Source organism: Chryseotalea sp., assembly GCF_057350905.1.
Genome location: NZ_JBMRCF010000001.1, coordinates 650,204 through 672,925 on the forward strand (window position 1 = coordinate 650,204; position 22,722 = coordinate 672,925).

The 22,722-nt window shown below is 41.7% G+C and carries 27 protein-coding genes and 1 other RNA gene; 15 read left to right on the forward strand and 13 right to left on the reverse strand.

Annotated elements, in window-relative coordinates:
• Positions 1-3: 3 nt before the first annotated feature.
• The 4 genes from ACO1XM_RS02905 to ffs all read right to left on the reverse strand — a co-directional run bounded on the left by ACO1XM_RS02905 (position 4) and on the right by ffs (position 2,718).
• Complete coding sequence (locus tag ACO1XM_RS02905; protein WP_486225621.1) at positions 4-1,071, reverse strand: aminotransferase class V-fold PLP-dependent enzyme; 1,068 nt, start codon at positions 1,069-1,071, stop codon at positions 4-6.
• Positions 1,068-1,778: a cell division ATP-binding protein FtsE gene (locus ACO1XM_RS02910; RefSeq protein WP_486225623.1), complete on the reverse strand. Its 711-nt coding sequence runs from the start codon at positions 1,776-1,778 to the stop codon at positions 1,068-1,070. The genes ACO1XM_RS02905 and ACO1XM_RS02910 overlap by 4 nt, the downstream gene beginning before the upstream one ends.
• Positions 1,779-1,858: 80 nt before the next feature.
• Complete coding sequence (fsa, locus tag ACO1XM_RS02915; RefSeq protein WP_486225625.1) at positions 1,859-2,515, reverse strand: fructose-6-phosphate aldolase; 657 nt, start codon at positions 2,513-2,515, stop codon at positions 1,859-1,861.
• Between the two features lie 107 nt (positions 2,516-2,622).
• Positions 2,623-2,718, reverse strand: an RNA gene (gene ffs / locus ACO1XM_RS02920) — signal recognition particle sRNA small type.
• 138 nt (positions 2,719-2,856) lie between these two features.
• On the opposite strand from ffs, the gene ACO1XM_RS02925 reads away from it, so the two are divergent.
• Together ACO1XM_RS02925 and ACO1XM_RS02930 are read left to right on the forward strand one after the other, a co-directional pair.
• On the forward strand, positions 2,857-3,099 hold the full coding sequence (locus ACO1XM_RS02925) for a DUF433 domain-containing protein (RefSeq protein WP_486225627.1): 243 nt from the start codon (positions 2,857-2,859) through the stop codon (positions 3,097-3,099).
• On the forward strand, positions 3,083-3,262 hold the full coding sequence (locus tag ACO1XM_RS02930) for a DUF5615 family PIN-like protein (protein WP_486225629.1): 180 nt from the start codon (positions 3,083-3,085) through the stop codon (positions 3,260-3,262). The genes ACO1XM_RS02925 and ACO1XM_RS02930 overlap by 17 nt, the downstream gene beginning before the upstream one ends.
• Before the next feature lie 165 nt (positions 3,263-3,427).
• Here ACO1XM_RS02930 and ACO1XM_RS02935 read toward each other — a convergent pair whose 3' ends face one another.
• A complete protein-coding gene (locus ACO1XM_RS02935; RefSeq protein WP_486225631.1) occupies positions 3,428-3,670 on the reverse strand; it encodes a hypothetical protein in 243 nt (80 codons plus the stop codon).
• Between the two features lie 13 nt (positions 3,671-3,683).
• Between ACO1XM_RS02935 and ACO1XM_RS02940 the strand changes: the two genes are divergently transcribed.
• Positions 3,684-4,223, forward strand: coding sequence for a GNAT family N-acetyltransferase (locus tag ACO1XM_RS02940; RefSeq protein WP_486225633.1), 540 nt, complete (start codon positions 3,684-3,686; stop codon positions 4,221-4,223).
• On the opposite strand, the gene ACO1XM_RS02945 is transcribed toward ACO1XM_RS02940, so the two are convergent.
• The gene (locus ACO1XM_RS02945; protein ID WP_486225635.1) at positions 4,220-4,690 is read right to left on the reverse strand and encodes a hypothetical protein; all 471 of its coding nucleotides are present in this window, start codon (positions 4,688-4,690) and stop codon (positions 4,220-4,222) included. The two genes, ACO1XM_RS02940 and ACO1XM_RS02945, sit on opposite strands and share 4 nt — an antisense overlap.
• Positions 4,691-4,780: 90 nt before the next feature.
• Here ACO1XM_RS02945 and ACO1XM_RS02950 point away from each other — a divergent pair, with 90 nt between their 5' ends.
• The 11 genes from ACO1XM_RS02950 (at position 4,781) to ACO1XM_RS03000 (ending at position 15,073) form a co-directional block, all read left to right on the forward strand.
• Entirely contained in the window at positions 4,781-6,841 is a 2,061-nt protein-coding gene (locus ACO1XM_RS02950) for a M13 family metallopeptidase (protein ID WP_486225637.1), read from the forward strand.
• 122 nt (positions 6,842-6,963) lie between these two features.
• The gene (locus ACO1XM_RS02955) at positions 6,964-7,140 is read left to right on the forward strand and encodes a 30S ribosomal protein THX (RefSeq protein ID WP_486225639.1); all 177 of its coding nucleotides are present in this window, start codon (positions 6,964-6,966) and stop codon (positions 7,138-7,140) included.
• Positions 7,141-7,302: 162 nt separating this feature from the next.
• A complete protein-coding gene (locus ACO1XM_RS02960; RefSeq protein ID WP_486225641.1) occupies positions 7,303-8,712 on the forward strand; it encodes an anthranilate synthase component I family protein in 1,410 nt (469 codons plus the stop codon).
• 11 nt (positions 8,713-8,723) lie between these two features.
• Entirely contained in the window at positions 8,724-9,290 is a 567-nt protein-coding gene (locus ACO1XM_RS02965) for an anthranilate synthase component II (protein WP_486225644.1), read from the forward strand.
• A 9-nt stretch (positions 9,291-9,299) separates the two neighbouring features.
• The gene (trpD, locus tag ACO1XM_RS02970) at positions 9,300-10,292 is read left to right on the forward strand and encodes an anthranilate phosphoribosyltransferase (RefSeq protein WP_486225646.1); all 993 of its coding nucleotides are present in this window, start codon (positions 9,300-9,302) and stop codon (positions 10,290-10,292) included.
• A gap of 8 nt (positions 10,293-10,300) precedes the next feature.
• Positions 10,301-11,083 carry an indole-3-glycerol phosphate synthase TrpC gene (gene trpC, locus ACO1XM_RS02975; RefSeq protein WP_486225648.1) on the forward strand — a complete coding sequence of 261 codons (783 nt, stop codon included), beginning with the start codon at positions 10,301-10,303 and terminating at the stop codon, positions 11,081-11,083.
• Between the two features lies 1 nt (position 11,084).
• Positions 11,085-11,705, forward strand: coding sequence for a phosphoribosylanthranilate isomerase (locus ACO1XM_RS02980; RefSeq protein WP_486225650.1), 621 nt, complete (start codon positions 11,085-11,087; stop codon positions 11,703-11,705).
• A gap of 6 nt (positions 11,706-11,711) precedes the next feature.
• Positions 11,712-12,893, forward strand: coding sequence for a tryptophan synthase subunit beta (gene trpB / locus ACO1XM_RS02985; RefSeq protein WP_486225652.1), 1,182 nt, complete (start codon positions 11,712-11,714; stop codon positions 12,891-12,893).
• Between the two features lie 5 nt (positions 12,894-12,898).
• Positions 12,899-13,681: a tryptophan synthase subunit alpha gene (gene trpA / locus ACO1XM_RS02990; protein ID WP_486225655.1), complete on the forward strand. Its 783-nt coding sequence runs from the start codon at positions 12,899-12,901 to the stop codon at positions 13,679-13,681.
• A 4-nt stretch (positions 13,682-13,685) separates the two neighbouring features.
• Complete coding sequence (locus ACO1XM_RS02995) at positions 13,686-14,696, forward strand: bifunctional 3-deoxy-7-phosphoheptulonate synthase/chorismate mutase (RefSeq protein ID WP_486225657.1); 1,011 nt, start codon at positions 13,686-13,688, stop codon at positions 14,694-14,696.
• Positions 14,697-14,716: 20 nt separating this feature from the next.
• Entirely contained in the window at positions 14,717-15,073 is a 357-nt protein-coding gene (locus ACO1XM_RS03000) for an ArsC family reductase (protein WP_486225659.1), read from the forward strand.
• A 3-nt stretch (positions 15,074-15,076) separates the two neighbouring features.
• Here the strand turns inward: ACO1XM_RS03000 and trpS are convergent, their stop codons facing one another.
• Positions 15,077-16,048: a tryptophan--tRNA ligase gene (gene trpS / locus ACO1XM_RS03005; RefSeq protein ID WP_486225661.1), complete on the reverse strand. Its 972-nt coding sequence runs from the start codon at positions 16,046-16,048 to the stop codon at positions 15,077-15,079.
• A 103-nt stretch (positions 16,049-16,151) separates the two neighbouring features.
• On the opposite strand from trpS, the gene ACO1XM_RS03010 reads away from it, so the two are divergent.
• Complete coding sequence (locus ACO1XM_RS03010; protein ID WP_486225664.1) at positions 16,152-17,231, forward strand: DUF1573 domain-containing protein; 1,080 nt, start codon at positions 16,152-16,154, stop codon at positions 17,229-17,231.
• Between the two features lie 134 nt (positions 17,232-17,365).
• On the opposite strand, the gene ACO1XM_RS03015 is transcribed toward ACO1XM_RS03010, so the two are convergent.
• The 6 genes from ACO1XM_RS03015 to ACO1XM_RS03040 all read right to left on the reverse strand — a co-directional run bounded on the left by ACO1XM_RS03015 (position 17,366) and on the right by ACO1XM_RS03040 (position 22,708).
• Entirely contained in the window at positions 17,366-18,403 is a 1,038-nt protein-coding gene (locus ACO1XM_RS03015) for a Rieske 2Fe-2S domain-containing protein (protein ID WP_486225666.1), read from the reverse strand.
• Between the two features lie 65 nt (positions 18,404-18,468).
• Complete coding sequence (locus ACO1XM_RS03020) at positions 18,469-19,455, reverse strand: aldose epimerase family protein (protein ID WP_486225669.1); 987 nt, start codon at positions 19,453-19,455, stop codon at positions 18,469-18,471.
• A 57-nt stretch (positions 19,456-19,512) separates the two neighbouring features.
• The gene (secG, locus tag ACO1XM_RS03025; RefSeq protein WP_486225671.1) at positions 19,513-19,857 is read right to left on the reverse strand and encodes a preprotein translocase subunit SecG; all 345 of its coding nucleotides are present in this window, start codon (positions 19,855-19,857) and stop codon (positions 19,513-19,515) included.
• A 2-nt stretch (positions 19,858-19,859) separates the two neighbouring features.
• Positions 19,860-20,840: a hypothetical protein gene (locus tag ACO1XM_RS03030; RefSeq protein ID WP_486225674.1), complete on the reverse strand. Its 981-nt coding sequence runs from the start codon at positions 20,838-20,840 to the stop codon at positions 19,860-19,862.
• A gap of 40 nt (positions 20,841-20,880) precedes the next feature.
• Positions 20,881-21,417, reverse strand: a complete 537-nt coding sequence (gene lptE, locus ACO1XM_RS03035) for an LPS assembly lipoprotein LptE (protein WP_486225676.1) — start codon at positions 21,415-21,417, stop codon at positions 20,881-20,883.
• 16 nt (positions 21,418-21,433) lie between these two features.
• Positions 21,434-22,708 carry a sigma-54 interaction domain-containing protein gene (locus ACO1XM_RS03040; RefSeq protein ID WP_486225678.1) on the reverse strand — a complete coding sequence of 425 codons (1,275 nt, stop codon included), beginning with the start codon at positions 22,706-22,708 and terminating at the stop codon, positions 21,434-21,436.
• Between the last annotated feature and the right edge of the window lie 14 nt (positions 22,709-22,722).

Consider the following 22,722-nt stretch of genomic DNA (forward strand, 5'->3'; position numbering starts at 1 on the left):
ATTTCAAATTAGCCCAAGGGTATCTACCAAAAGCTCATACTGTTCTTTTGAATGAGCCGGGAAGTTGGCAAAGCGTAATTGTGTTTCTTTGGCCTTGCCATAGCCATCACCCGGATACAAACCTTTAGCCATCAGTGCCTCACTGATGGATTTGGTATGACTGCCCGTATGGGCGACAATAACTGTTTTAGATTGCCAGTTCACATCCTTTACAAAAGCTTCTGCCTGACCATGTGTCTGCAAGGCATTGTATAGAATGGCTGCTTTGTATTCTGTTTCTTTTCGTAAAGTAGTAATGCCTCTTCTCAGATAATCAGCGGTGACTTTAGCCAGCAAATAGATGCCCAACACATTAGGCGTTTCTGGTGTTTGGTTTTTCTTGGCGAAAGCGTGGAGCGTTGGCAGGTTGTGGTAAGTGCCTGTTACATAGCCCTTGCTTTGCAAGGCCTCTGCTTTAGCGAGACAAGCCTCATTCACAATCCATACACCGAGGCCAGCAGGTAAACCAAATGCTTTTTGTACAGAAAAGAAAACCGAATCAATTTTATTGTAATCGAAAGCAGGGTAGGGAAGTGAAGAGACAGCATCTACTACCAACAATGCTTTTGGGAATAAATCTTTTAAGGCATGAATTTTATCGACTGACCAGCAAACACCTGTACTTGTTTCATTGTGGGTTAAGGCAATTAATTCCGTATCTGCGGGAATTTGAGATAAGTCGGTAAAACCTTCACCTTCCTTTACTTCGTATGCTTTTGCCTGCTTCTTAAGCTGCGTAGCAATTTCGTGGTAACGTTTAGAAAAGGCGCCATTCACAAAGTGAAAGCAATGCTCCGCAACAAGATTCTGTATACTTCTTTCCCAGACTTCAGTCGCTGAGGAAGTAAACACAATACTGTGTGATTCCGGAATATCCAATAGGGCCCTTAGACCACTGGTGGCTTCCATGGAAATCTTTTCAAAGTCCTTACTTCTATGAGATAAAGACAGTACCTGGTCACGCAGCGCTTGTTTAAGATGATCGGCTACTGTGAAGTAGAGTTGAGAAGGCCCGGGGGTAAAATTGATCATAAGGATTCGGTCGTCAACTCGAAGCTTTCTTTTGATGAGTCGAGTACTTTTACGTGCTCACATTTTAAAACCCTGGTTGGGAATTTTTTAATAAGACGGTAATCATGTGTAGCCATTAACACGGCCGTACCACTTTTATTGATTTCCTGAAATAGTTTCAAAATGCCATCTGACACTTCGGGGTCAAGATTTCCAGTTGGTTCATCCGCGATCAGCATAACAGGCTCATTTAATAAAGCCCGTGCAATGACCACTCTCTGCTGCTCACCGCCCGAAAGTTGATGCGGCATTTTCTTTTCAACAGAACCTAAACCCACTTGCATCAATACCTCAGACAAGCGGTTTTTAATTTTAGAAGATTCCTTCCATCCGGTTGCCTTCATCACGAAAGTGAGATTCTCACCTACAGTTCTGTCGTTAAACAATTGGAAGTCCTGAAAGATGATACCCAGTTTGCGCCTGAGGAGTGGAACTTGTGCAGGCTTGATACCACGAATGTTGAAACCCGCCACATTGATATCCCCTAATCGCAAAGGAAGATCAGCATATAAGGTCTTGAGCAAAGATGATTTACCCGAACCAGTACGGCCCACCAGAAAAACGAATTCTCCTTTTTCTATTTCGAGGTTAAGATTACCCAGCACCGTATTGTGTTCCTGGAAGATCGTTGCCTCTTTAATGCGTACGATGGGATCGGATGAAAACATAGTTAATTCAAGATTTCAAATTCAAGATTCAAAATTAGATTTCCGCCATTTTGAACCTTGAATGTTGAATTTAAAATTGTTTAAGCATTGGCTTTCTTATGGTCAGCCAAAAACTTAGCCAGACCAGCATCTGTTAATGGATGGTTTAATAAACCGGTAATCACGTTCAACGGACAAGTCACTACATCAGCACCAATCTCGGCACACTTAATCAAGTGCATGGTGTGGCGTACAGAGGCCGCCAGAATCTCCGTTCCGAATCCATAGTTATCGTAGATGACGCGAACCTGTGCAATAAAGTCCAGACCATCCTGGGAGATATCGTCAAGGCGCCCCACAAAAGGAGAGAGGTAGCTGGCTCCGGCCTTGGCCGCGAGAATAGCCTGACCTGGTGAAAAGACTAAAGTGCAATTAGTACGAATACCCTCGCTTGAGAAGTATTTAATGGCTTTGATACCCTCTTTAATCATCGGGATCTTCACCACAATTTTATCATCGATTTTGGCAAGTTCCTTACCTTCTTTCACCATACCTTCAAAGTCTGTGGCAATCACCTCAGCACTCACGTTATTGTCAACGATATCACAAATGGCTTTATAGTGAGCACGTACGTTGGCATCGCCCTTTATGCCTTCTTTGGCCATCAGCGATGGGTTAGTGGTTACTCCGTCCAGCACGCCAAGGTCATAAGCTTCACGTATTTCGTTAAGATTAGCAGTATCAATAAAGAATTTCATAAAAAGGTAGTGGTTACTTGAACTGTAAAGTTAAGGGAAACTAGTGAGTTGAAGTAAAGAAGATAGAGGAGATTTTGGAGGGTTCAACGAAAATGAACCAGGTAGAAAAAATACAAGCCAACATCGCACCGCTACAACCGCCTACCCTTGCTACCTTCCGGTCCTGGGGGAGTTCAGCAGGAGCTGGTCGTGCCGGCTTGCGTTGCAAAAGTACGAATCAAATGGCAATTACCAATTTGTTGACTAATATTTAAAAAGCGCTGCTCTCTTTGAACACTGGTAAGTCCCTGACAATCCATCTTCTACCTGAAAAGTGCTTACAAATTTTGTACATTTGTCATATGTATCAGGTGAAAGATTACATCCTTATCGATCAAGAAATTTTGTCGGGATGCCCTGTTTTTAAAGGAACAAGGGTGCCCATTCAAACGCTTTTTGATCATTTGGAAAAGGGTATTTCCCTCGATCAGTTTCTTGATGACTTCCCCTCCGTTCAAAAGAAACAAGCCATAGCTGTAATTGAGATTGCTGGTAAAATCCTGACTTCAAAAAATATCCAGCAAATCTATGAGACTGCTGCTTGATGAAAATTTACCCAAACGGCTTAAGCAACATTTTACAGAGCATGAAATTTACACAGTCGCGGACAGAGGCTGGACAGGAATTTCCAATGGTAAGTTATTGACCCTGATGAAGGAAAACAGTTTTGATGCTCTGCTAACTTTCGATAAGAATCTTCAGTATTAACAAAATTTTAATAAATATACGCTTGCGGTGATTGTGTTGAATGCTCCTGACAATAGCTATGAAACATTAAAGCAGCTTGTCGATCAAGTAAAGTTAACAATAGCCAATGGCTTGAAAAATGGGCCAACTGAGATTAAGTTGTAAATAGCCAAGTCAACAAAGTTTCTACTTCGCCAAGCCACTTGCATAAAGGTTAAACTCCAGGGCAGTACATTCGGTGAAGCCATCGGCTTTCAGGTCGTCAAAAATCTCCGCATCAAACTCGAGGTCCCGCATTTCTACTTCTCCGGTTTCAGGCACCATTATTTCGGTGCCTTTAAAATGAATAGGGTTTACCTTTACCAGCAACTTGAAACCTTCTAATTGCTTTTTAAAGTACTGATGAACGATGTTGTTGGTTTTTGCCATTTATATTTAATGCATGGAACGAATGAACTTACCGGAGAGCCTGGAATCTGAACGACTCTTGTTTCAGCGGCTAAGGTACGAAGATGCAGAGGAAATTTTTTATGCTTATGCCAGCAAAGCAGAGGCGACCCGTTTTGTTTCTTTTGCCACCCATAAAGACATAAAGGATACGCGTACCTACCTTCGTTACGCTAAAAATGCCTGGGATCTAGGGCTGGATTATACTTATTCTATCCGCTTAAAAGAAAGTAGCCAACTCATTGGTAGTTATGGTATTATCAACGAGATGGGAAGGATTCAATTTGGCTATATTTTAAGCCCCACACACTGGGGTAATGGTTATGCAACAGAGGCCTGCTTACGCATGACCAGTCTACTGAAAACACAAATCGGTGTCTACAGGATAGGCTCATTTGTAGATCAGGAACATGCTGCGTCAGCCAGGGTTTTAGAAAAATCCGGGTATCAATGTGAAGGTACATTGAAGCGCTGGATTAGATTTCCTAACCAAGGCAACCAGGCTAAAGACTGTAAAGTATATGTACTGATTTAAAGGATCGTTACTGGTTTCCTTTTCTCGAAATCAGGGAGCTTGATTCCATCAATCAACTGTTTTTCTAATTGATCTGCCCATGTATTCAGATATAAAATCACGTCTGCTTTTTTGTTGTGCGTCAGGTTACGTTGCTCAAGAGGTAGTGAACGTAATACCCTTCCATCAGATAATCGTTCCAGGTTTTTAAGATCCTCTGAATCAAAGCCGAAGGCAATCAATTCACTGATTAGTTCGTCAAAAGGCAAACCGCTGGTAGGGCAGTAGTCGTTCAGTTGTTCACTCCAGTCACCGTATCGCTGCATAGCCCTGGCATGAATTTCTTCCTTTCTGAATTGTGTTACCTCTTGTGCCAGAAACCCGCAATTGCAAGCCCCCATGTGACCCCATTGGTAGTTAGTACTGTTCGACAGCTTATTAGCTGTTTTGCGAAGCGCTTCGATAAGTTCTACAGATGCCTTTGCCATAATCTCTGATTTTCTGAATAAACAAAGAAAGTGGCTATGAAGTTACGGCTAAAGCGCTATATCTTTAATCATCTCCTAATAATTGAAGAAATGAAAAAGATAGTTATTGTATTAAGCGCAATGGTACTGGCTTTAGCAGCTTGTACCTCAGAAAAGGAAACTAAACTTCCAGAAGGTGTCGGTATCGATTTAAGTAACATGGATACTACGGTAAGACCAGGTGACGATTTTTTTAAGTTTGTCAATGGGGGTTGGGTAGCTAAAAGTACGATTCCTGGTGACCTAGGCTCGTGGGGAAGTTTTACCGAGTTGCGTGAATCCAATCAGCAGGTATTGCTCAATATTTTAAAGAAAGCGGCAACTGATACCAAATATCCTGAAGGCTCTGACCAGCGCAAAGCAGCTGATTTTTACTCGATAGGAATGGATTCCTTATTAGCAGAAAAAGCGGGTGTAGGAGTGTTGACCCCTTATCTTTCAAAGATTGAAGCGATTACCAATAAGTCTCAGATTCAGAGCTATTTAACAGATGACATGTTAACGGGTAGTAATGCCTTTTTCGGGTTGTTTATTTTATCAGATTTGCAGAACAGCGAGAAGATTGTGCCCTATTTAGGTTCTGGTGGCATTGGTTTGCCTGAGCGCGATTACTACTTGAAAACCGATGCGAAGTCGAAAGAAATACGCGACCGCTATGTTAAGCACATCGCTAATTTATTCGAACTGGCGGGTGCTCCTGAAGCGGAAGCCAAACGCAATAGTGATCTGGTGTTGAAACTGGAAACCCAGTTAGCAAAGTCTATGCTCACGAAAGAAGAGAGCCGTGATCCTTACAATCTGTATCACCCTAAATCAATAGAAGAGCTGTATAAGCTTACCCCTTCGGTGGATTGGAAGAGCTACTTCACAACCCTGGGTATGGTGGCAGCCGATACCATTATTGTTACTGAACCAGCGTATATGGTTGAGTATGAGAAGATCGTAAGCACCTATAAAATAGAAGATGTTAAAACCTATTTGAAGGCCACCTTACTGAGAAAGGCTGCGCCTTTAATGAGCAACGCCTTTGTTGAAGAGTCCTTTGACTTTAACAGAAGGTATCTGGCGGGTGTTGAGCAGATCCGTCCAAGATGGAAGCGTGTGCTGGACATGACCAACAATGTATTAGGTGATGCCATCGGTCAACTTTATGTGGAGGAGACTTTCCCACCTGAAGCCAAACAAAAAGCCATGGCCATGGTAGAGAACATTAAGCTGGCTTTTGCCGATAGAATCAAACAACTAGATTGGATGACAGATTCAACCAAAGAAATGGCACTCAAGAAGTTAAGCACCTTTACCGTAAAAATAGGTTATCCTGAAAAATTCAAAGACTACGTTGGCCTTCCGGTAAGTAAAGATCCTGAAACAGCCTCTTACTTTCAGAATGTGATGAATGCCAATGCTTATGAGAGCAAACGTGAGTTTGCCAAACTTGGTAAGCCAGTAGATAGATCAGAGTGGCAAATGACACCGCAGACCATCAACGCTTACTACAATCCACTCTTTAATGAAATTGTATTCCCAGCAGGAATCCTCCAGCCACCTTTCTACGATTATCGCGCAGATGAAGCAGTCAACTATGGGGGTATTGGTGCTGTGATTGGCCACGAGATTTCTCACGGCTTCGATGACCAGGGAGCCAAGTTCGACTCATTCGGTAATTTGAAAAACTGGTTCCAGAAAGTAGACTACGACAACTTCCAGCAAAAGGGCAAGGCCCTGGCTACTCAGTTTGACAAATACGAGCCCCTTCCAGGAGTTTTTGTACAAGGTCAGTTTACCTTGGGCGAAAACATTGGCGACCTTGGCGGTGTAACAGTAGCCTACGATGGCTTGCAACGTTTCTTGCGCGAGAACCCGGATAAGCATCCCGGCAAGATTGACGGCTTCACACCTGAGCAACGCTTCTTTATTTCATGGGCAACCATCTGGAGAGTGAAGTACAGAGATGAAACCTTGAGAACTCAGGTGTTAACTGATCCACACTCGCCAGGCATGTACAGAGCCAATGGTCCTTTAACCAATATTCCCTATTTCTATGATGCCTTTGGCGTGAAAGAAGGCGATAAGATGTTTAAGCCAGAGGCTGAGCGGGTTAAAATTTGGTAGTTGTTTTTAACATTTCAGGTTCAAAATGGAAAGTTAAGCCTTGACTATTCCCTAAATTTTGAACCTGGAATTTGTAATTTGGATTTGCGTTTGTATTATTGCCCCGTATTTATAAAAACCCTATGGGAAGAGGAGATAAAAAAACAGCAAAAGGCAAAAGAACCATCGGTTCTTTTGGTAAAGCTAGAAATAGAAAGACTATTAAGGCTAAATTGAAGCGTACAGCTTCTAAAAAGAGTGCAGATGCACCTGCAACACCTGCTAAAGCAAAAAAGGTAGCCCGTAAAAAAGCTGAATAGTCAATTTAATATGATTCAAGTAGTAAACATAGCATGGTGGTGGCATAGATCGAACTCCGATCGGTGCACGGCTATGTTCTAATGTTTACAAATAAATAATTTGTAAAGGCCTGTTCCGATCAACGGAACAGGCCTTTTTGTTTTATAGCAATTGAAAGCGTAATGAAGAAGTTTAAACTAAAAACACAGGAACGAAAACTATTGGCAGATACCCTCACCCCCGTGAATATCTACCTGAAACTTCGCGATGTTTTTGCGGGAAGCATATTATTAGAGAGCTCAGATTATCATGGCAATGAAAATAGTTTGTCATTTATCTGCAGTGACCCCATTTCTTCATTTACAGTAGATCAGGAGAAAGTTAATATCCGCTACCCAGATGGCACTGTAGTGTTAAAGGAAAATACAGGCACTGTGTTGAAAGACCTGGAGGATTTCTCACAGGCTTTCGAGGCTGATAAAAACCTGGTGAGCCGTTATAATCCATCAGGCCTTTTTGGCTATACTACTTACGATGCCATCCGTTTCTTTGAGTCGCTTACAATTGACAAGACAGAGAGCAGAATACCCGATATCCTCTATAAACTCTACCGCTATGTGATTGTTGTCGATCACTTTTCAAATGAACTTACTTTGTTTGCACACAGTGTGGAAGGAGAAGCCAATCCGATTGACTCACAGGCCCTCAATAAATTACAGCAGATTATTTACAGTAATAAAGTATCTACTTACTCCTTTACAAGAGAGAGTGAGGAAATATCGAATGTAAGCGATCAGGAGTTCTTACAGATGGTGGAGCAAGGAAAGCAGCATTGTTACAGAGGCGATGTTTTTCAGATTGTACTATCCAGAAGGTTTACCTCCCGCTTTCGCGGAGATGAGTTTAATGTATACAGGGCTTTGCGTTCCATCAATCCATCACCTTATCTGTTTTACTTCGATTATGGCAATTTTCGTTTAATGGGTTCCTCGCCTGAAGCACAGATACAAATTGCCAATGGAAAAGCACACATCTATCCGATAGCAGGTACTTTTCGCAGAACAGGTAATGATCAGGAAGATTTAGCCTTAGCTGAACAGTTAACCAAAGACGAAAAGGAAAATGCGGAACATGTTATGCTGGTTGACCTGGCGCGGAATGATATGAGCCGCCACGCAGAACAGGTAAGTGTGGAAGTATTTAAAGAAGTACAATTCTACTCACATGTTATTCACCTGGTATCTAAAGTAAGTGGTGTGTTGAAGGAGGGAAGCTCAGCGATACAAATGGCGGTGGACACTTTTCCGGCCGGGACTTTATCGGGTGCACCCAAATACAAAGCCATGACCCTGATTAACCAGTATGAAAATGTTAATAGATCCTTTTACGGAGGGGCTATTGGTTTTATAGGTTTCAACGGCAGTTTTAACCATGCTATTATGATCAGAACATTTTTAAGTAAACAAAACCAATTGATTTGTCAGGCAGGGGCAGGCATTGTTGCCAAGTCTGATGCAGCCAGCGAATTGCAGGAAGTAAACAATAAGCTAAGTGCCTTGCGCAAGGCCCTGGAAATGGCCACTACGATTTAAGCAATAATCATATGAAGATATTAGTACTTGATAATTACGACTCCTTCACCTACAATTTGGTGCACATCCTTCGTGCCTTAGGTCATGCGCCAGTCATTGTTAGGAATGATGCCATTAAGGTGGAGGAGGTTAAAAACTTTGACAAGATTTTACTTTCACCCGGTCCGGGCATTCCAGACGAAGCCGGCATTATGAAAGAAGTGATCAAGACCTATGCCAGCACCAAAAGTATTTTAGGTGTTTGCCTGGGGCATCAGGGAATTGCAGAAGTGTTTGGCGCTTCCTTATTCAACATCCCTAAAGTATTGCATGGTGTAACTTCTGTTTCTACCATCACCGACAAAAGCGATTATCTATTTAAGGATTTTGCAGATACCTTTCAATCTACGCATTACCATTCCTGGGCTGTAAAACCTGAAACCATTCCTGCCTCCATGAAGGTAAGTGCTGTTAATCCAGATGGCTTGATCATGGCTTTGTATCACACACAATACGATGTGCGCGGAGTACAATTTCATCCGGAGTCTATCATGACTCCCGAAGGTCCCCGCATGATTGAAAATTGGTTAGCCCATTAATTCCCAGCTATGAAAAAAGTAATTAACGAATTAATCGATCACCAATCACTCGATAAGGCCAGCGCCAGACAAGTGCTCATTGACATGGCGTCTGGTCAGTACAATCCAAGTCAGGTGGCTTCTTTTATTACCGTGTACATGATGCGCAGCATTACGGTGGCAGAACTGGAGGGTTTTCGCGATGCCATGCTTGAGTTATGTATACCCGTTCACTTCGAAGAACCGGTGATGGATGTGTGTGGAACAGGCGGAGATGGAAAGAATACTTTTAACATTTCCACTTTATCCAGTTTTATTGTAGCAGCTGCAGGACAACCCGTTGCTAAGCATGGTAACTATGGCGTTTCATCCGTAAGTGGTTCATCCAATATTTTAGAGTATTTCGGGTTCAAATTCTCCAATGACATTAATCTATTGAAACGTAGTGTGGCAGAAGCCAATATTTGCTTTATGCACGCGCCTTTATTTCACCCGGCATTAAAAAACGTAGCCCCTATACGCAAAGAGCTGGGTGTAAAAACCTTCTTCAATATGCTGGGCCCGATGATTAATCCAGCTTTTCCAAGCAGACAATTGGTGGGTGTTTTTAATCTTGAGTTGGCCAGACAATATGCTTACATCTATCAGCAAACACAAAAGGACTTCCTGATTGTACATGCACTGGATGGTTATGATGAAGTTTCTTTGACCGGAGCCTTTAAGTTTTACAATAATGAAGGTGAACACCAATTTGAACCAGAAGATTTAGGATTTCATCGCGTAAAACTAGAGGATATCGGGGGAGGAGATTCAGTAGCAGCAGCCGCGCAGATTTTTACCAGGATTTTATCTGGCGAAGGCACACAAGCACAAAACCAAGTGGTATTAGCTAATGCAGGCTTAGCCCTGTATGCAGCCAACCGATCCAAAAGTTTGGAGCAGTGTATAGGAGAAGCAAAAGAAGCATTGATGTCCGGACGCGCCATGAACACTTTTAAAAAATTAATCAGTTTACAGCCATAAGTTTTGATATGAATATTTTAGATAAGATTGTAGTAGTGAAACAGAAAGAGGTAGAGGAAAGAAAATCGCTTTATCCGGTTAAGTTATTGGAGAGTAGTTTATACTTTCCTTCGCCAACCGTTTCCCTCAAGAAATATTTATTACGATCCGATAAATCAGGCATCATTGCTGAGATTAAACGCAAGTCACCTTCTAAAGGCGACATCAATCCCTATGTTTCCATCGAACGAACTTCTATTGGGTACATGCAGGCAGGTGCTTCTGCTTTGTCGATTTTAACGGATAAGGATTTCTTTGGTGGTAGTGCTGACGATTTGAAAGTAGCTCGTAAGTTTAACTTTTGCCCGATACTCCGCAAAGATTTTATCATTGATGAATACCAGATCATAGAGGCTAAATCCATTGGCGCAGATGTCATTTTATTGATAGCCGCCATTCTTACACCGCAGCAGGTGAAAGACTTGGCTGCATTGGCTATATCACTGGGTATGGAAGTATTACTCGAAGTGCACGATGAGGCAGAACTCCAAGCCAACATGGAGGCAGGTATAACATTAGTGGGTGTCAATAACCGCAACCTCAAAACATTTGAAGTGGACATCAATACTTCTAAACGATTAAGTGAGCTCATGCCTAAAGAAGTGGTAGCTGTATCGGAGAGTGGCATTGATAATCCGGCTTTGATTAAGGAATTAAAAACTTTTGGTTACAAAGGCTTTTTAATTGGTGAATCATTTATGAAAAACAGCCGACCAGAGTTGGCTGCCAAAGAATTTATAGCACAACTCTGATATGTCATTGTTAATCAAAGTTTGTGGGATGCGTGAGGCACAGAACTGTCAGGCAGTAGCAGGTTTGAAACCAGACATGATGGGTTTCATCTTCTATGAAAAGTCGCCTCGCTTTGTGGGGCATAACTTCACCATGCCTGCATTGTTAAATACTGAAGTGAAGCGAGTAGGCGTTTTTGTGAATGAAAGTATTGATGAAGTGGTAAGAATGGTAAATCAACATCGATTGGATTTTGTTCAATTGCATGGCGATGAAACACATGATTTTGTGAAAGCACTTTTCGAAAAGCACATTAAAGTGATGAAGGCATTCAGGGTTGACGAGCATTTTGATTTTGAAGACACACTTTCGTATACACCCTACGTTGAGTATTTTCTTTTTGATACCAAGGGGCAGCATTATGGTGGAAACGCCATTCGCTTTAATTGGGATCTACTGCAGCAATACAAAGGAAAAACTCCCTTTTTGTTGAGTGGTGGTATCAAACAGGAGCACATGAGCGAGGTAACAGTATTCAAACATCCACAATTTGTGGGTATAGACATTAATAGTGGGGTAGAGCTAAGTGCTGGCGTAAAGAACATTGAAAAGATTAAAGAAATTATACAAGAACTAAACTGATTGGCGATGAAGTATGCAGTAACAGATGAAGGCTACTATGGTAATTTCGGAGGTGCTTACATTCCCGAAATGTTGTATCCAAATGTTGAAGAATTACGGGAGCGTTACCTTGATATCATAGCGCAGCCTTCTTTTCAGGAGGAGTTTAATGAGCTGCTCAGGAACTTTGTGGGCAGACCGACACCTTTGTTTTTAGCAAAACGTTTGTCTGCAAAACATCAGGCAAGCATTTATCTGAAGCGTGAAGACTTGTGCCATACAGGTGCACACAAGGTGAATAACACCATCGGTCAGATTCTAGTAGCGAAAGCCTTAGGTAAAAATAAAATTATTGCAGAGACTGGTGCAGGTCAACATGGGGTAGCTACCGCTACGGTTTGTGCTTTAATGGGCATGGATTGCATTGTGTACATGGGGAAACACGACATGGAAAGGCAAAAACCCAACGTAGAGCGTATGCGTATCTTGGGTGCCAAGGTAGTGCCAGCCTTGAGTGGCAGTATGACTTTAAAAGATGCCACTAATGAAGCCATGCGCCACTGGATTAATAATCCAACTGATACACATTACATTATCGGTTCAGTCGTTGGGCCACATCCTTATCCTGATATGGTGGCGAGGTTTCAGTCTGTCATTAGCCAGGAAATCAAAACACAACTCATAAGAGAAATTGGTAATCCTTATCCAGACTATGTGATTGCCTGCGTTGGAGGAGGCAGTAATGCAGCCGGTGCATTTTATCACTTCATCGATCAAGAGCATGTAATACTCATCGGAGCAGAGGCTGCGGGAAAGGGAGTTGACTCTGGCGAATCAGCAGCAACTACTGTATTGGGTAAACCGGGCGTTTTGCATGGTAGCAAGACTTTATTAATGCAAACCACCGATGGCCAAGTTGTGGAGCCTTACTCAATTTCAGCGGGGTTGGATTATCCGGGCATTGGCCCCATGCATGCCCACTTATTTGAAACAGGACGTGCGCAATTTATGAGCATTACCGATGAAGAAGCCATGCTGGCAGGCATTGAGCTAAGTCGTCTAGAAGGAATTATTCCCGCTATAGAAACTGCCCATGCCCTGGCAGCTTTGGATAAAATTAAGTTTGATAAAGATGATGTTGTCGTCATCAATTTATCTGGCAGAGGAGATAAAGATTTGGACACCTACATTAAATGGGGAAAATACTAACCGACATGGAGAACAGATTACGAACACTTTTTAAGAAAAAAAGTAAAAACATACTTTCCATTTTTTATACGGCAGGTTTTCCAACTACAAGCGATACAGTTGCCATTGCTAAACACCTGGAAGCAGCAGGTGCAGATATTATTGAAATTGGAATTCCTTTTTCAGATCCGGTGGCGGATGGCCCAACCATTCAGGCCAGTAACAAAGTTGCTTTGGATGGAGGCATGACTCTACCACTATTATTGGAACAAGTAAAAGAAATACGAAAACAAGTGAAGTTGCCAATCGTATTGATGGGTTATCTAAACCCGGTGATGCAATATGGTGTTGAACGTTTTATTGAAGATGCAAAAGTGGCTGGTGCTGATGGCTTGATATTACCAGATCTGCCTTTAGCAGAATTTCAGATGCATTACCAGGCTAAGATAGAGGCGGAAGATTTGTGTATGTCATTTTTGATTTCACCAACCACATCAGAAGAACGCATTTATAAAATTGATGCGGCTTCAACCGGATTTGTATATGCGGTTTCTGCATCCAGCACTACCGGAGCCAAGGGAGATTTTCAACCAGAACAACTTGCTTATTTCGAAAGGCTTTCAAATCTGAAAATGCAAAACCCCCATTTGATTGGTTTTGGTATTCACGACCACCAGACTTTTACTAAGGCATGCGAATATGGCGCAGGCGCTATTGTAGGCAGTGCTTTCATATCAATGCTGGAGAAGTCAACTGATCTTGAAAAGGACATACACCTTTTCGTTACGCGTTTAAAAAAGGGAAATTAGTTTTATGATTATACAATTCACACCTTCCGTCACGGCTGAAGAAAAAAGTAACATCAACCAGTCTGTCACTTCTTTGGGATATAAGTCAACGGAAGTAAAAACACAATCAGGCCATTACCTTGTCGGTATCGGTAAAAAGGAATTTGACTTGCGTACACTCGGCTACATGCCAGGCATTAAAGATATACACCGCGTGTCGGATGACTACAAACTCGTGTCACGTAAATGGAAAGTGGGTAGATCGCAATTAGATTTGGGTGATGACGTGGTGATTGGCGAAGGCAATCTTTCTATCATGGCAGGGCCGTGTTCAATTGAAAGCGAAGAACAGGTAGCACTTACTTTGCAACATTTAAAAGATAATGAAGTGCGGATCATGCGTGGTGGGGTATTTAAACCAAGAAGCTCACCGTATGCTTTTCGAGGTATGGGAGTTGAAGGATTAAAACTATGGCATAAACAAGCTAAAGCTGCCGGGATAAAAATCATTACCGAAGTCATGCAGGTCAGCCAGATTGCAGAGATGTATGATTATGTAGATGTATTCCAAGTCGGAGCAAGAAATACCCAAAACTTTAATTTGTTAGATGAGTTAGGTAGGGTAGATAAACCGGTGATGATTAAAAGAGGTATATCCGGAACGATAGAAGAACTTTTATATTCAGCAGAATATGTTTTCTCTGCAGGCAATGAAAAACTGATTTTGTGTGAACGCGGTATACGAACGTATGAAAAGGCAAGTCGCAATACGATGGATATTAACGCTATCCCTATTCTAAAAGAGAAAAGTCATTTGCCTGTTGTGGCAGACCCTTCTCACGGTATAGGTATACGTGAATTTGTAGAGCCAGTAGCTCTGGCAGCACTAATGGCAGGTGCTGATGGCATTATTTACGAAACACACCAGCAACCAGAGAAAGCAGCCAGTGATGGACAACAGACGCTTGATTTTTCAGAATCGACAGCCCTTATTCAAAAATTAAAGAAGGCTTATACTTTTTTACATAGTTTGTAAGCAGACAACCTTATTCAAATATGGAATTGATCGTTTACGGTATCAAGAGTTGTGATACCATTAAGAAAACCTTAAGCTGGTTAGACAAGAAGAAAATATCTTATACTTTTCATGATTATAAAAAAGAAGGCATTACAGAAAGCAAGTTAAAAAATTGGGTGAAGCAAGTAGGGTGGGAGCCTCTAGTAAATAAGAAGGGGACTACCTGGAGAAATCTGCCTGAAGCGGAACAACAAAAAGTAACAAATGAGAAGGCAGCCATTGCTGTCATGAAAGAGGCTACCAGCATGATTAAGCGCCCGGTAATAGAAGCCGATGGAAAAGTGTTGACACTGGGTTTTGATGAAACAATCTATAAGGAGCTATTCAATAAATAAAGTTTAGGCAAAACCAAGTTTTTGTCTTACTCTTGCCAATACTTCTTGCGCAATGACACGGGCTTTAGCTTCACCTTGCGCTAGTTTCTCATTGAGCGCTGGCAAATTGCTCATGTAGAAATTGAAGGCTTCCCTTTCTTTAGCGTAGTTGTTTAATAGCAGTTCAAATAATTCTTGCTTGGCATGGCCATATCCAAAATTGCCTGCCAGATACTTGGCACGCAAAGCGGCTGTTTGCTCGGCAGTAGCCACCAGACTGTAAATGGCAAACACATTATCCGTATCCGGATTCTTAGGAGTTTCCATGGGCGTGCTATCGGTTATAATCGACATCACTTGTTTGCGCAATTCTTTTTCAGGTAAAAATATGTCGATGATGTTGCCATAAGATTTACTCATCTTTTGGCCATCGGTACCCGGAATCGTCATAACACTTTCTTCAATTTTTGCTTCGGGTACCACAAAGGTTTCGCCATATTGATTGTTGAAAGCAGAGGCCAGGTCGCGTGCCATCTCCAGATGTTGCTTCTGGTCTTTACCAACAGGCACTACGTTGGCATTGTAAAGTATAATGTCGGCCGTCATTAACACAGGGTAGGTAAACAAACCTGCATTTACATCTGATAGCTTTTCTGATTTATCTTTAAAAGAATGCGCATTCGCCAGCATAGGGAAGGGCGTCATGCAGTTTAAGTACCAGGTTAGTTCACACACTTCACCAATGCGTGATTGTCTGTACAACAGGTTCTTTTCAGTATCAAAGCCGAAGGCTAACCAGGCTGCAGCTACAGCATTTACATTGTTGATGCGTGTTTGGGCATCTTTAATGGTGGTTAACGAGTGCAAATCAGCAATGAAGAAAAAGGATTCATTGCCACGCTGCTGGGATAATTTAATTGCCGGAATAATTGCACCCAATAAATTGCCCAAATGAGGACGGCCACTGCTTTGTATACCTGTTAAAATTCTTGCCATAAGCTGCAAATATAAAGGCTCTTATGCGGAAAATGGGTTAGGTTAGACTGTAATTTTTCGATTAAAACAGCGTTATTTACCACTGTATTGATAAAACTATATAATGAACAAAAGTGTTTTACTGGTTTGTGTGTTCTTATTGCTCGATCTGACTTTATTTGCTCAGCGAAAAGACCTTTTGACTTTCGAAGAAGTGGTTTTTGATTTTGGTCTGATAGAAGAAGCGAAGGGCCCTGTTACGCATAATTTCCAGTTCGAAAACACAAGTAATAGACCTGTAAAAATACTGACTGTCAAACCCTCTTGCGGTTGCACTACACCTGATTGGACAAAAGATTTAGTAGCACCAGGTGCAAAAGGTTTTGTGGCCGCTAAGTATGATCCCAAATCTCGCCCCGGACATTTTAATAAAACACTGACCATCACAACCGATGGTGGGGGTGAAGCCTTCGTGCTTACCATTAAAGGAAACGTAGTGTTGGAAAATTACTATAGCGCTTTTAGGGAGGCAAAAGGTAATTGGAAGCTCATCAGCACAGGCTTTAATATGGGTAAGGTTTTTCTAATTGACGAGTATACCTGGAAGGACTTTGAAGTGGTCAATGGTGGAGATGCTCCTATTGTTATTACAGGCGAGCCGATTGTTCCAGCGCATATGAAAGCCGAACTTTCCTTTACAACATTGAAACCGGGAGAGAAAGGCACAATACGCATTGGTTATAATGCAGCTAAAAAGAACGCCTACGGTTTTCAGAGCGATAATGTTGAGTTTCTTACAAACGATAAAGATACACCTCGTAAATCTTTCTCTGTATATGCAACAATGGAAGAATATTTTCCGGAATTATCGAAGGAAGAGCTGAGCAAAGCACCGCGATTAACCTTGCCTCAGGAAATAGTTGACTTTGGCAGATTTAAAACAAATACCACTGTAGAAAAGCAAGTCATCTTCACTAACAACGGTAAGAAGGAACTGATGATCAGATCAATTCAAAGCAATTGCCAGTGTGTTGTCGCCACAATAAACAAGATGAGTATAGCACCTGGTAAATCAGAAGTATTAACTATTCAGTTTAATGGAGAGCAGCGTAAAGCCACACAACAGAAGTTCATCACTATTTATAGCAATGATCCAGTTAATCCTGTGCAACGAATATCTATTGCTGCATATATAGAGAATTAGCAGATGGTTACACTTTGATTGAAAATTCAAATCGTTGATGGTTGGAGGTTATTCGTTGTTAGATATGACAATAAACCTTCAATGTTCCCAACTCAATCTTCATAAAAATCTAAGAAGGACTAATAGATCTCTTCTCAAGTTATCCAATGAAGTGTTTGTGCCTTAACGGGGTTTACAAATTCCGTTTTATTCTGCTGCGATAAATCCCACTGCCTTTTTAATTCGTGGTACCAACGTGCCTGCATATCGGGTTCTCCCAATAGCATGAGTGTAGGTTTTGTTTCCAGGCCTCTTTTCAGTTTATTGAATACACCCAAATCCTGATGGATAAATTGTTTGCCCAAATAGCGAAGCGGCCACCAGATGTATTTTACAATGGGGATGGTGGTGAAGAAAATATGATTGAGTTCTGTCGCGTTCTCGTTAATCGGTGTAAGGCAGGTGATGGAAACAATTTCGTGTTTACCCACCTTAATATGTTCAAAGCGATTACCGGGCAGTTGAAAGTCAATTTCAGTGGAGCTTTCTCCCAAAACGCTATAGCCCTTCGAGTTAGAAGAAGGCTTGTGCCTGACCATTTTAAAACCCTTTTCAGAAGGTGCAAAGTCCTTCGTCTTGAGCTTAAGTTTTTTAGCGGAGCGCCAGTACCAGGATTGATGCACAAAAGTAACGTGGGCAGGATCAATTAAACCAATCACCGCGTGATCAATATCGGTAGGCATCGTTACTTTTTCGACAAACATAAATTGCTTGTCTTGTGGGATTAACAAATCAGGTACACTTGTTTCAGCGCCTTGTAATTGTAATTTGTTTTGTGGTATGTAAACCCAAATAGTACCGTTAATCTCTTTACAAGGATACTCGAATACTTTAATCTTCTTCGTATCAAATTCTTTATCGGCCAATGCCGGTATGTTTAAGCAATTACCGGAACAATCAAATTCCCAACCATGGTAACAGCATTGTATGCGGTTATCTTTATACCAGCCTTCAGAAAGTGGCACCCCTCTATGCGGACAATTATCGCGCAAGGCAAAGGGTTCTCCTTTTTCATTTCTACCAAAGGCAATGCGTTCACCGGCTATTTCTTTTGGGGTTAACTTACCTGCTTTCAGGAAAGAGCCGTGCATAGCGAAGTACCAGAGATTTTTTAGGATAAGGGATTGTGTCATAACAGCAATTGTCCAAAAATACGGATTTAGTGTTTAAGCTGATCAGGTATTCCAACTAAAACAAATCAGACAAGGCCAAAGCGATAGATGATTTTCTGATCATAGACCTGACCTGGTTCTAAAATGACAGAGGGAAAAGCAGGCTGGTTAACAGCATCTGGAAAATGCTGAGGTTCCAGACAGAAAGCCGTACGTCTTTCATATTTTTTTCCACTTTCACCTGTTTCAGCACCATTCATAAAGTTACCCGTATAAAATTGCATACAGGGGGCGTTGCTAAAGACTTCAAGTGTTCTGCCACTCACGACTTCTTCAACCCTCGCTGCTTTACTCAGAACATCTCCGTTATTTCTTATAACGAAGTTGTGATCGTAGCCCTGGCCGTACCGTATTTGCTCATGATCTGCATTGATATCTTCGCCAATGCGTTTGGCTTTTCTGAAATCAAAAGGACTCCCCGATACTGATTTAATTTCTCCTGTAGGAATCTGGTGTTGATCCAGGGGAGTGAAGTTATCTGCATGGATTTCCATTACATGGTCAAGAATATCGCCCGCACCTTCGCCCGCCAGATTGAAGAAGCAATGGTGCGTTAAATTAATAGGGGTAGCCTGATCTGTTGTTGCCCTCAGTTCAATAATCAAATCGAGATCAAGCACAGTATAGCTTACTTCTGTTTTTACATTACCTGGATAGTTCTCTTCACCATCTTTACTTGTGTAAACAAGCACAACCTGATCTGATTTTAGAGATTTGATTTCCCACAACTGATTATGAAAACCTTTAGGACCGCCATGCAAATGGTTTGGACTGTTGTTGATATCGAGCTTATAAGATTTGCTGTTCAAGCTAAAATTGCCCTGACGAATACGATTTGAAACTCTTCCGATAATAGCACCATAATAAGGATTGCCTTGTGTCACGTCAAGGGGACTGAGTACTACATTTTCCCTCTTACCCTGACGATCTGCACAAGTTAAGGATGTAATACGGCCACCAAGCCTGATGAAGGATAATTTGATTTGACCTGATTGGATACTGTAGGTTTCCATGCTGTAGAATCAATAAAAAAGCCCCTTGCGGGGCTTTTCATTTTTTATCGTTTAATATTATTGAGCTGAATCAGCAGGAGCAGATTCAACAGGTACTTCAGTTGAGCTAGGAAGGGGCTGTTGTGCAGGCGCTTGTTCACCGGCTGCATCAAGTATTTCATTAGAGCTTCTTACACCTGGTGTTGTGAAATTGGTGGATAAAGCCAAAACCATGATTAAGGCTATTAATGCCCAAGTCGCTTTTTCTAAGAAATCGCCTGTCTTTTTTACACCAAACATATTGCTGGCACCTGAACCACCAAACTGGCTGGTAAGTCCACCGCCTTTAGAATTTTGCGCTAAAACTACGACTACGAGTAAAAAAGCGAGAAAAATGATAAAACCGATAATGAGTGTGTACATGACTATTGCTTAAGTTCTTCAATTTGAGCCGCAAAGTAAGCCTTTTTTTGTGGAAATTTCCAAATTAGCTTTTTAAGGACTTCGATGGCTTTTTCTTTCTTGCCCTGCCTTTTCAATATGTCCACCAAAGTTTCTGAGATAATCTGGTCGCCAAACTCCCCTTGCTTGAAGGGTGTGAGATCGCCCGCAGGAGCCGAGGCTGCCCGGTCGCGCATACTGCTAATACTTGGCTGAGCTTTAATGAATTGGTCTATGAGCTGAATCTGCTCTTTTTGCTTATTGCTTTCGGGCTTTAGCCTTCTTTTGCTACTTTCTATTTCGAACAGCAGGTCATCGTTTAGTGTTGCGCTTTTTGACACTAAGCTTTTTTTTTCGAGGCTTGGTTTGGACTTTTTTTTAGCACTGACCGTACGCGAAGTCTTGGCTAACTTCTTGGGGCTGGCTTTAGTCTTTTTGATAGCCTTTACTTTTTTAGCCGTAGCCTTTGCGGACTTAACTGCCTTAGCTTTAACCTTTTTAGCGGGTTTTACTGCTGCTTTGGGTTTGCGATCAGCAATGCTCAGCTTCTTGGCGGCAGCCTTATTGGAAGCGTCATTACGCTTGGCTTGCTCATCGTATAAAACTTCAAAATTATGTTTTAGTTCGTGGAGAATTTCAAGGTCATGCACAACTTCCTCTGCGTAGTCGTGGTACTCCAGGTTACTAACTGAGGTTTTACCAACGGAAACAGGGGATTCATGATGGGCACTGATTTCACCTGACATGATCAGCTTAAGTACGTGCCTGTCGGCACTATACACAGCAGCCATTTGCAGTTCTTCTTTTTGACTGGCCAGATCATGATCTTTAGTTAAGCGGGCAGCCAATGCGTGTAAAAGCTGGCTGTACGGATATTCTTTCTCGAGTAAAAGAACTTGCTCAGCTTCCTTTTGAGTGCTTTTGGTATAGCGATGAAGTAGTTCTTTAAATTCGGTTTTAGTCATTCCGCAGGTTTCGGATCAGAGGTCTAAAATAGGGCAATTTTTACCAATTGGCAACGGAAGCCGTAAAGATATCCAGAATTATCTGGTCAAGTATCTTATTAATAACCGCTTCGCTGATGGCATCAGGGGAGATGTCGTTGTCAACGTTTTCATAAAATGAAAATGTTTTATCGCGAAAAGACATAGTATCATCGGTATTATTGACGTAAGTAACTTTTACTGTGATGGTTAGACGACTCAAGGCAGCTGCATCTCTTTCATTAGGATTAGCCGCAGCGGTAGGCGCCACATCAGCAATACGAAAGTCGGTAATCACCCCCTCCATTTGCAATTCCCCGTTGTCAGGTACAAAAGCCAGGCTGGTGTTCTGGAGCATGTAATCTTTTAATTTGTTTGTGAATGTCTGGCCTATGTTGGCCGGGCCCAGATCTGTGTTGTTGTAAAACTCGCTGATGGATATATTCTTAGCCGTAATATTAACCCCTGAAAAAGAGTAAACACCACAAGCTGTAGTGGTTAAACTTAACAGAAGTGTTATTACCAGGGTTACTGGATTCTTAAAAAATGAACTAAACATGCGCCAATGATTTGAATTACTCTTCAAGTTCGTATTGTTTTATTTTTCTATACAAAGTTCGTTCCGATATACCCAAATCGCGTGCCGCATATTTGCGTCTGTTGTTGTTCTTGCGTAAAGCACGCATGATCAACTCTTTTTCTTTCTTTTCAATGGATAGATTGTCTTCTTCAGTCTCATGACTGATGTCGTGAATTTCTTCGTCAGCATCATCTTGTGTATTGGTATTTACATTACCATTCACCGGATAATTCAATACCAAGGGCTCGTTACCTGCCACTACCGATGCAGTATTTTCTTCGAGACCATCGAATAGATGCGAGTGCTCTTTAATGATTTGCCCTGCCTTTCCCTGATTGTTGTATAAATCGAGTACTAATTTTTTCAGGTCCAGCACATCCTTCTTCATATCGAAGAGCACTTTATAGAGGATATCCCGTTCAGAGAAATTCTCTTTGTCGACACCATCCTTATAAATTGCTGGGAGACTGCTTTCCCTTGGAATGTATTGCAATAACTTTTCTGCATTAATATCCTTGTCGTCAGTTGAAAGCACACTGATTTGCTCAACCAGGTTTTTTAATTGACGTATGTTTCCAGGAAAACGATATTTTAATAAAACCTCTTTTGCGTCAGCTGTTAAGGTGATCGGTTTTACTTTGTACTTTTCTGCAAAGTCACCTGCAAATTTTCTGAAAAGCAATTCGGTATCGCTGCCACGTTCGCGCAAGGGGGGTACATAAATAGGCACCGTGCTTAAGCGGTAATAAAGGTCTTCGCGGAATTTACCTTCTTCCACTTTGCGCATAAGGTTTACGTTGGTAGCAGCTACCACACGCACATCTGTTTTCAATACTTTAGAAGAACCTACTTTAATGAACTCTCCGTTCTCCAATACACGTAACAAACGCGCTTGCGTTCCTAAGGGCATTTCCCCAATCTCATCCAGGAAAATGGTTCCTCCGTTGGTTACCTCAAAATATCCCTTACGCGCTTCGTGCGCACCGGTAAATGAGCCCTTTTCATGGCCAAATAATTCTGAGTCTATTGTGCCTTCTGGTATTGAACCACAGTTAATGGCAATGAATTGACCATGCTTGCGCGCACTAAGGTGATGGATAATTTTTGAAAACGATTCTTTACCGCTACCGCTTTCACCTGTAATTAACACAGACATATCGGTAGGTGCCACCTGCATGGCTACCCGCACAGCATTGTTTAGTAATGTTGAATTACCAATAATGCTGAAACGTTGTTTAACACTTACTATTTCTGAATCTGTAATGGTCATTTTTTTAATCTACC

Bases quoted from the DNA above. Each gene is read 5' to 3' on its own strand.
- ACO1XM_RS02930 (WP_486225629.1), top strand. From the start codon at position 3,083: ATGAGACTGCTGCTTGATGAAAATTTACCCAAACGGCTTAAGCAACAT.
- ACO1XM_RS02955 (WP_486225639.1), top strand. From the start codon at position 6,964: ATGGGAAGAGGAGATAAAAAAACAGCAAAAGGCAAAAGAACCATCGGT.
- ACO1XM_RS02925 (WP_486225627.1), top strand. From the start codon at position 2,857: ATGTATCAGGTGAAAGATTACATCCTTATCGATCAAGAAATTTTGTCG.
- ACO1XM_RS03000 (WP_486225659.1), top strand. From the start codon at position 14,717: ATGGAATTGATCGTTTACGGTATCAAGAGTTGTGATACCATTAAGAAA.
- ACO1XM_RS02910 (WP_486225623.1), bottom strand. From the start codon at position 1,778: ATGTTTTCATCCGATCCCATCGTACGCATTAAAGAGGCAACGATCTTC.
- ACO1XM_RS03010 (WP_486225664.1), top strand. From the start codon at position 16,152: ATGAACAAAAGTGTTTTACTGGTTTGTGTGTTCTTATTGCTCGATCTG.
- trpD (WP_486225646.1), top strand. From the start codon at position 9,300: ATGAAAAAAGTAATTAACGAATTAATCGATCACCAATCACTCGATAAG.
- fsa (WP_486225625.1), bottom strand. From the start codon at position 2,515: ATGAAATTCTTTATTGATACTGCTAATCTTAACGAAATACGTGAAGCT.
- ACO1XM_RS03040 (WP_486225678.1), bottom strand. From the start codon at position 22,708: ATGACCATTACAGATTCAGAAATAGTAAGTGTTAAACAACGTTTCAGC.
- secG (WP_486225671.1), bottom strand. From the start codon at position 19,857: ATGTACACACTCATTATCGGTTTTATCATTTTTCTCGCTTTTTTACTC.
- ACO1XM_RS02980 (WP_486225650.1), top strand. From the start codon at position 11,085: ATGTCATTGTTAATCAAAGTTTGTGGGATGCGTGAGGCACAGAACTGT.
- ACO1XM_RS03020 (WP_486225669.1), bottom strand. From the start codon at position 19,455: ATGGAAACCTACAGTATCCAATCAGGTCAAATCAAATTATCCTTCATC.
- trpS (WP_486225661.1), bottom strand. From the start codon at position 16,048: ATGGCAAGAATTTTAACAGGTATACAAAGCAGTGGCCGTCCTCATTTG.
- ACO1XM_RS02935 (WP_486225631.1), bottom strand. From the start codon at position 3,670: ATGGCAAAAACCAACAACATCGTTCATCAGTACTTTAAAAAGCAATTA.
- trpA (WP_486225655.1), top strand. From the start codon at position 12,899: ATGGAGAACAGATTACGAACACTTTTTAAGAAAAAAAGTAAAAACATA.
- ACO1XM_RS02950 (WP_486225637.1), top strand. From the start codon at position 4,781: ATGAAAAAGATAGTTATTGTATTAAGCGCAATGGTACTGGCTTTAGCA.
- ACO1XM_RS02945 (WP_486225635.1), bottom strand. From the start codon at position 4,690: ATGGCAAAGGCATCTGTAGAACTTATCGAAGCGCTTCGCAAAACAGCT.
- ACO1XM_RS02940 (WP_486225633.1), top strand. From the start codon at position 3,684: ATGGAACGAATGAACTTACCGGAGAGCCTGGAATCTGAACGACTCTTG.
- ACO1XM_RS02905 (WP_486225621.1), bottom strand. From the start codon at position 1,071: ATGATCAATTTTACCCCCGGGCCTTCTCAACTCTACTTCACAGTAGCC.
- ACO1XM_RS02995 (WP_486225657.1), top strand. From the start codon at position 13,686: ATGATTATACAATTCACACCTTCCGTCACGGCTGAAGAAAAAAGTAAC.
- lptE (WP_486225676.1), bottom strand. From the start codon at position 21,417: ATGTTTAGTTCATTTTTTAAGAATCCAGTAACCCTGGTAATAACACTT.
- ACO1XM_RS02960 (WP_486225641.1), top strand. From the start codon at position 7,303: ATGAAGAAGTTTAAACTAAAAACACAGGAACGAAAACTATTGGCAGAT.
- ACO1XM_RS03030 (WP_486225674.1), bottom strand. From the start codon at position 20,840: ATGACTAAAACCGAATTTAAAGAACTACTTCATCGCTATACCAAAAGC.
- trpB (WP_486225652.1), top strand. From the start codon at position 11,712: ATGAAGTATGCAGTAACAGATGAAGGCTACTATGGTAATTTCGGAGGT.
- trpC (WP_486225648.1), top strand. From the start codon at position 10,301: ATGAATATTTTAGATAAGATTGTAGTAGTGAAACAGAAAGAGGTAGAG.
- ACO1XM_RS02965 (WP_486225644.1), top strand. From the start codon at position 8,724: ATGAAGATATTAGTACTTGATAATTACGACTCCTTCACCTACAATTTG.
- ACO1XM_RS03015 (WP_486225666.1), bottom strand. From the start codon at position 18,403: ATGACACAATCCCTTATCCTAAAAAATCTCTGGTACTTCGCTATGCAC.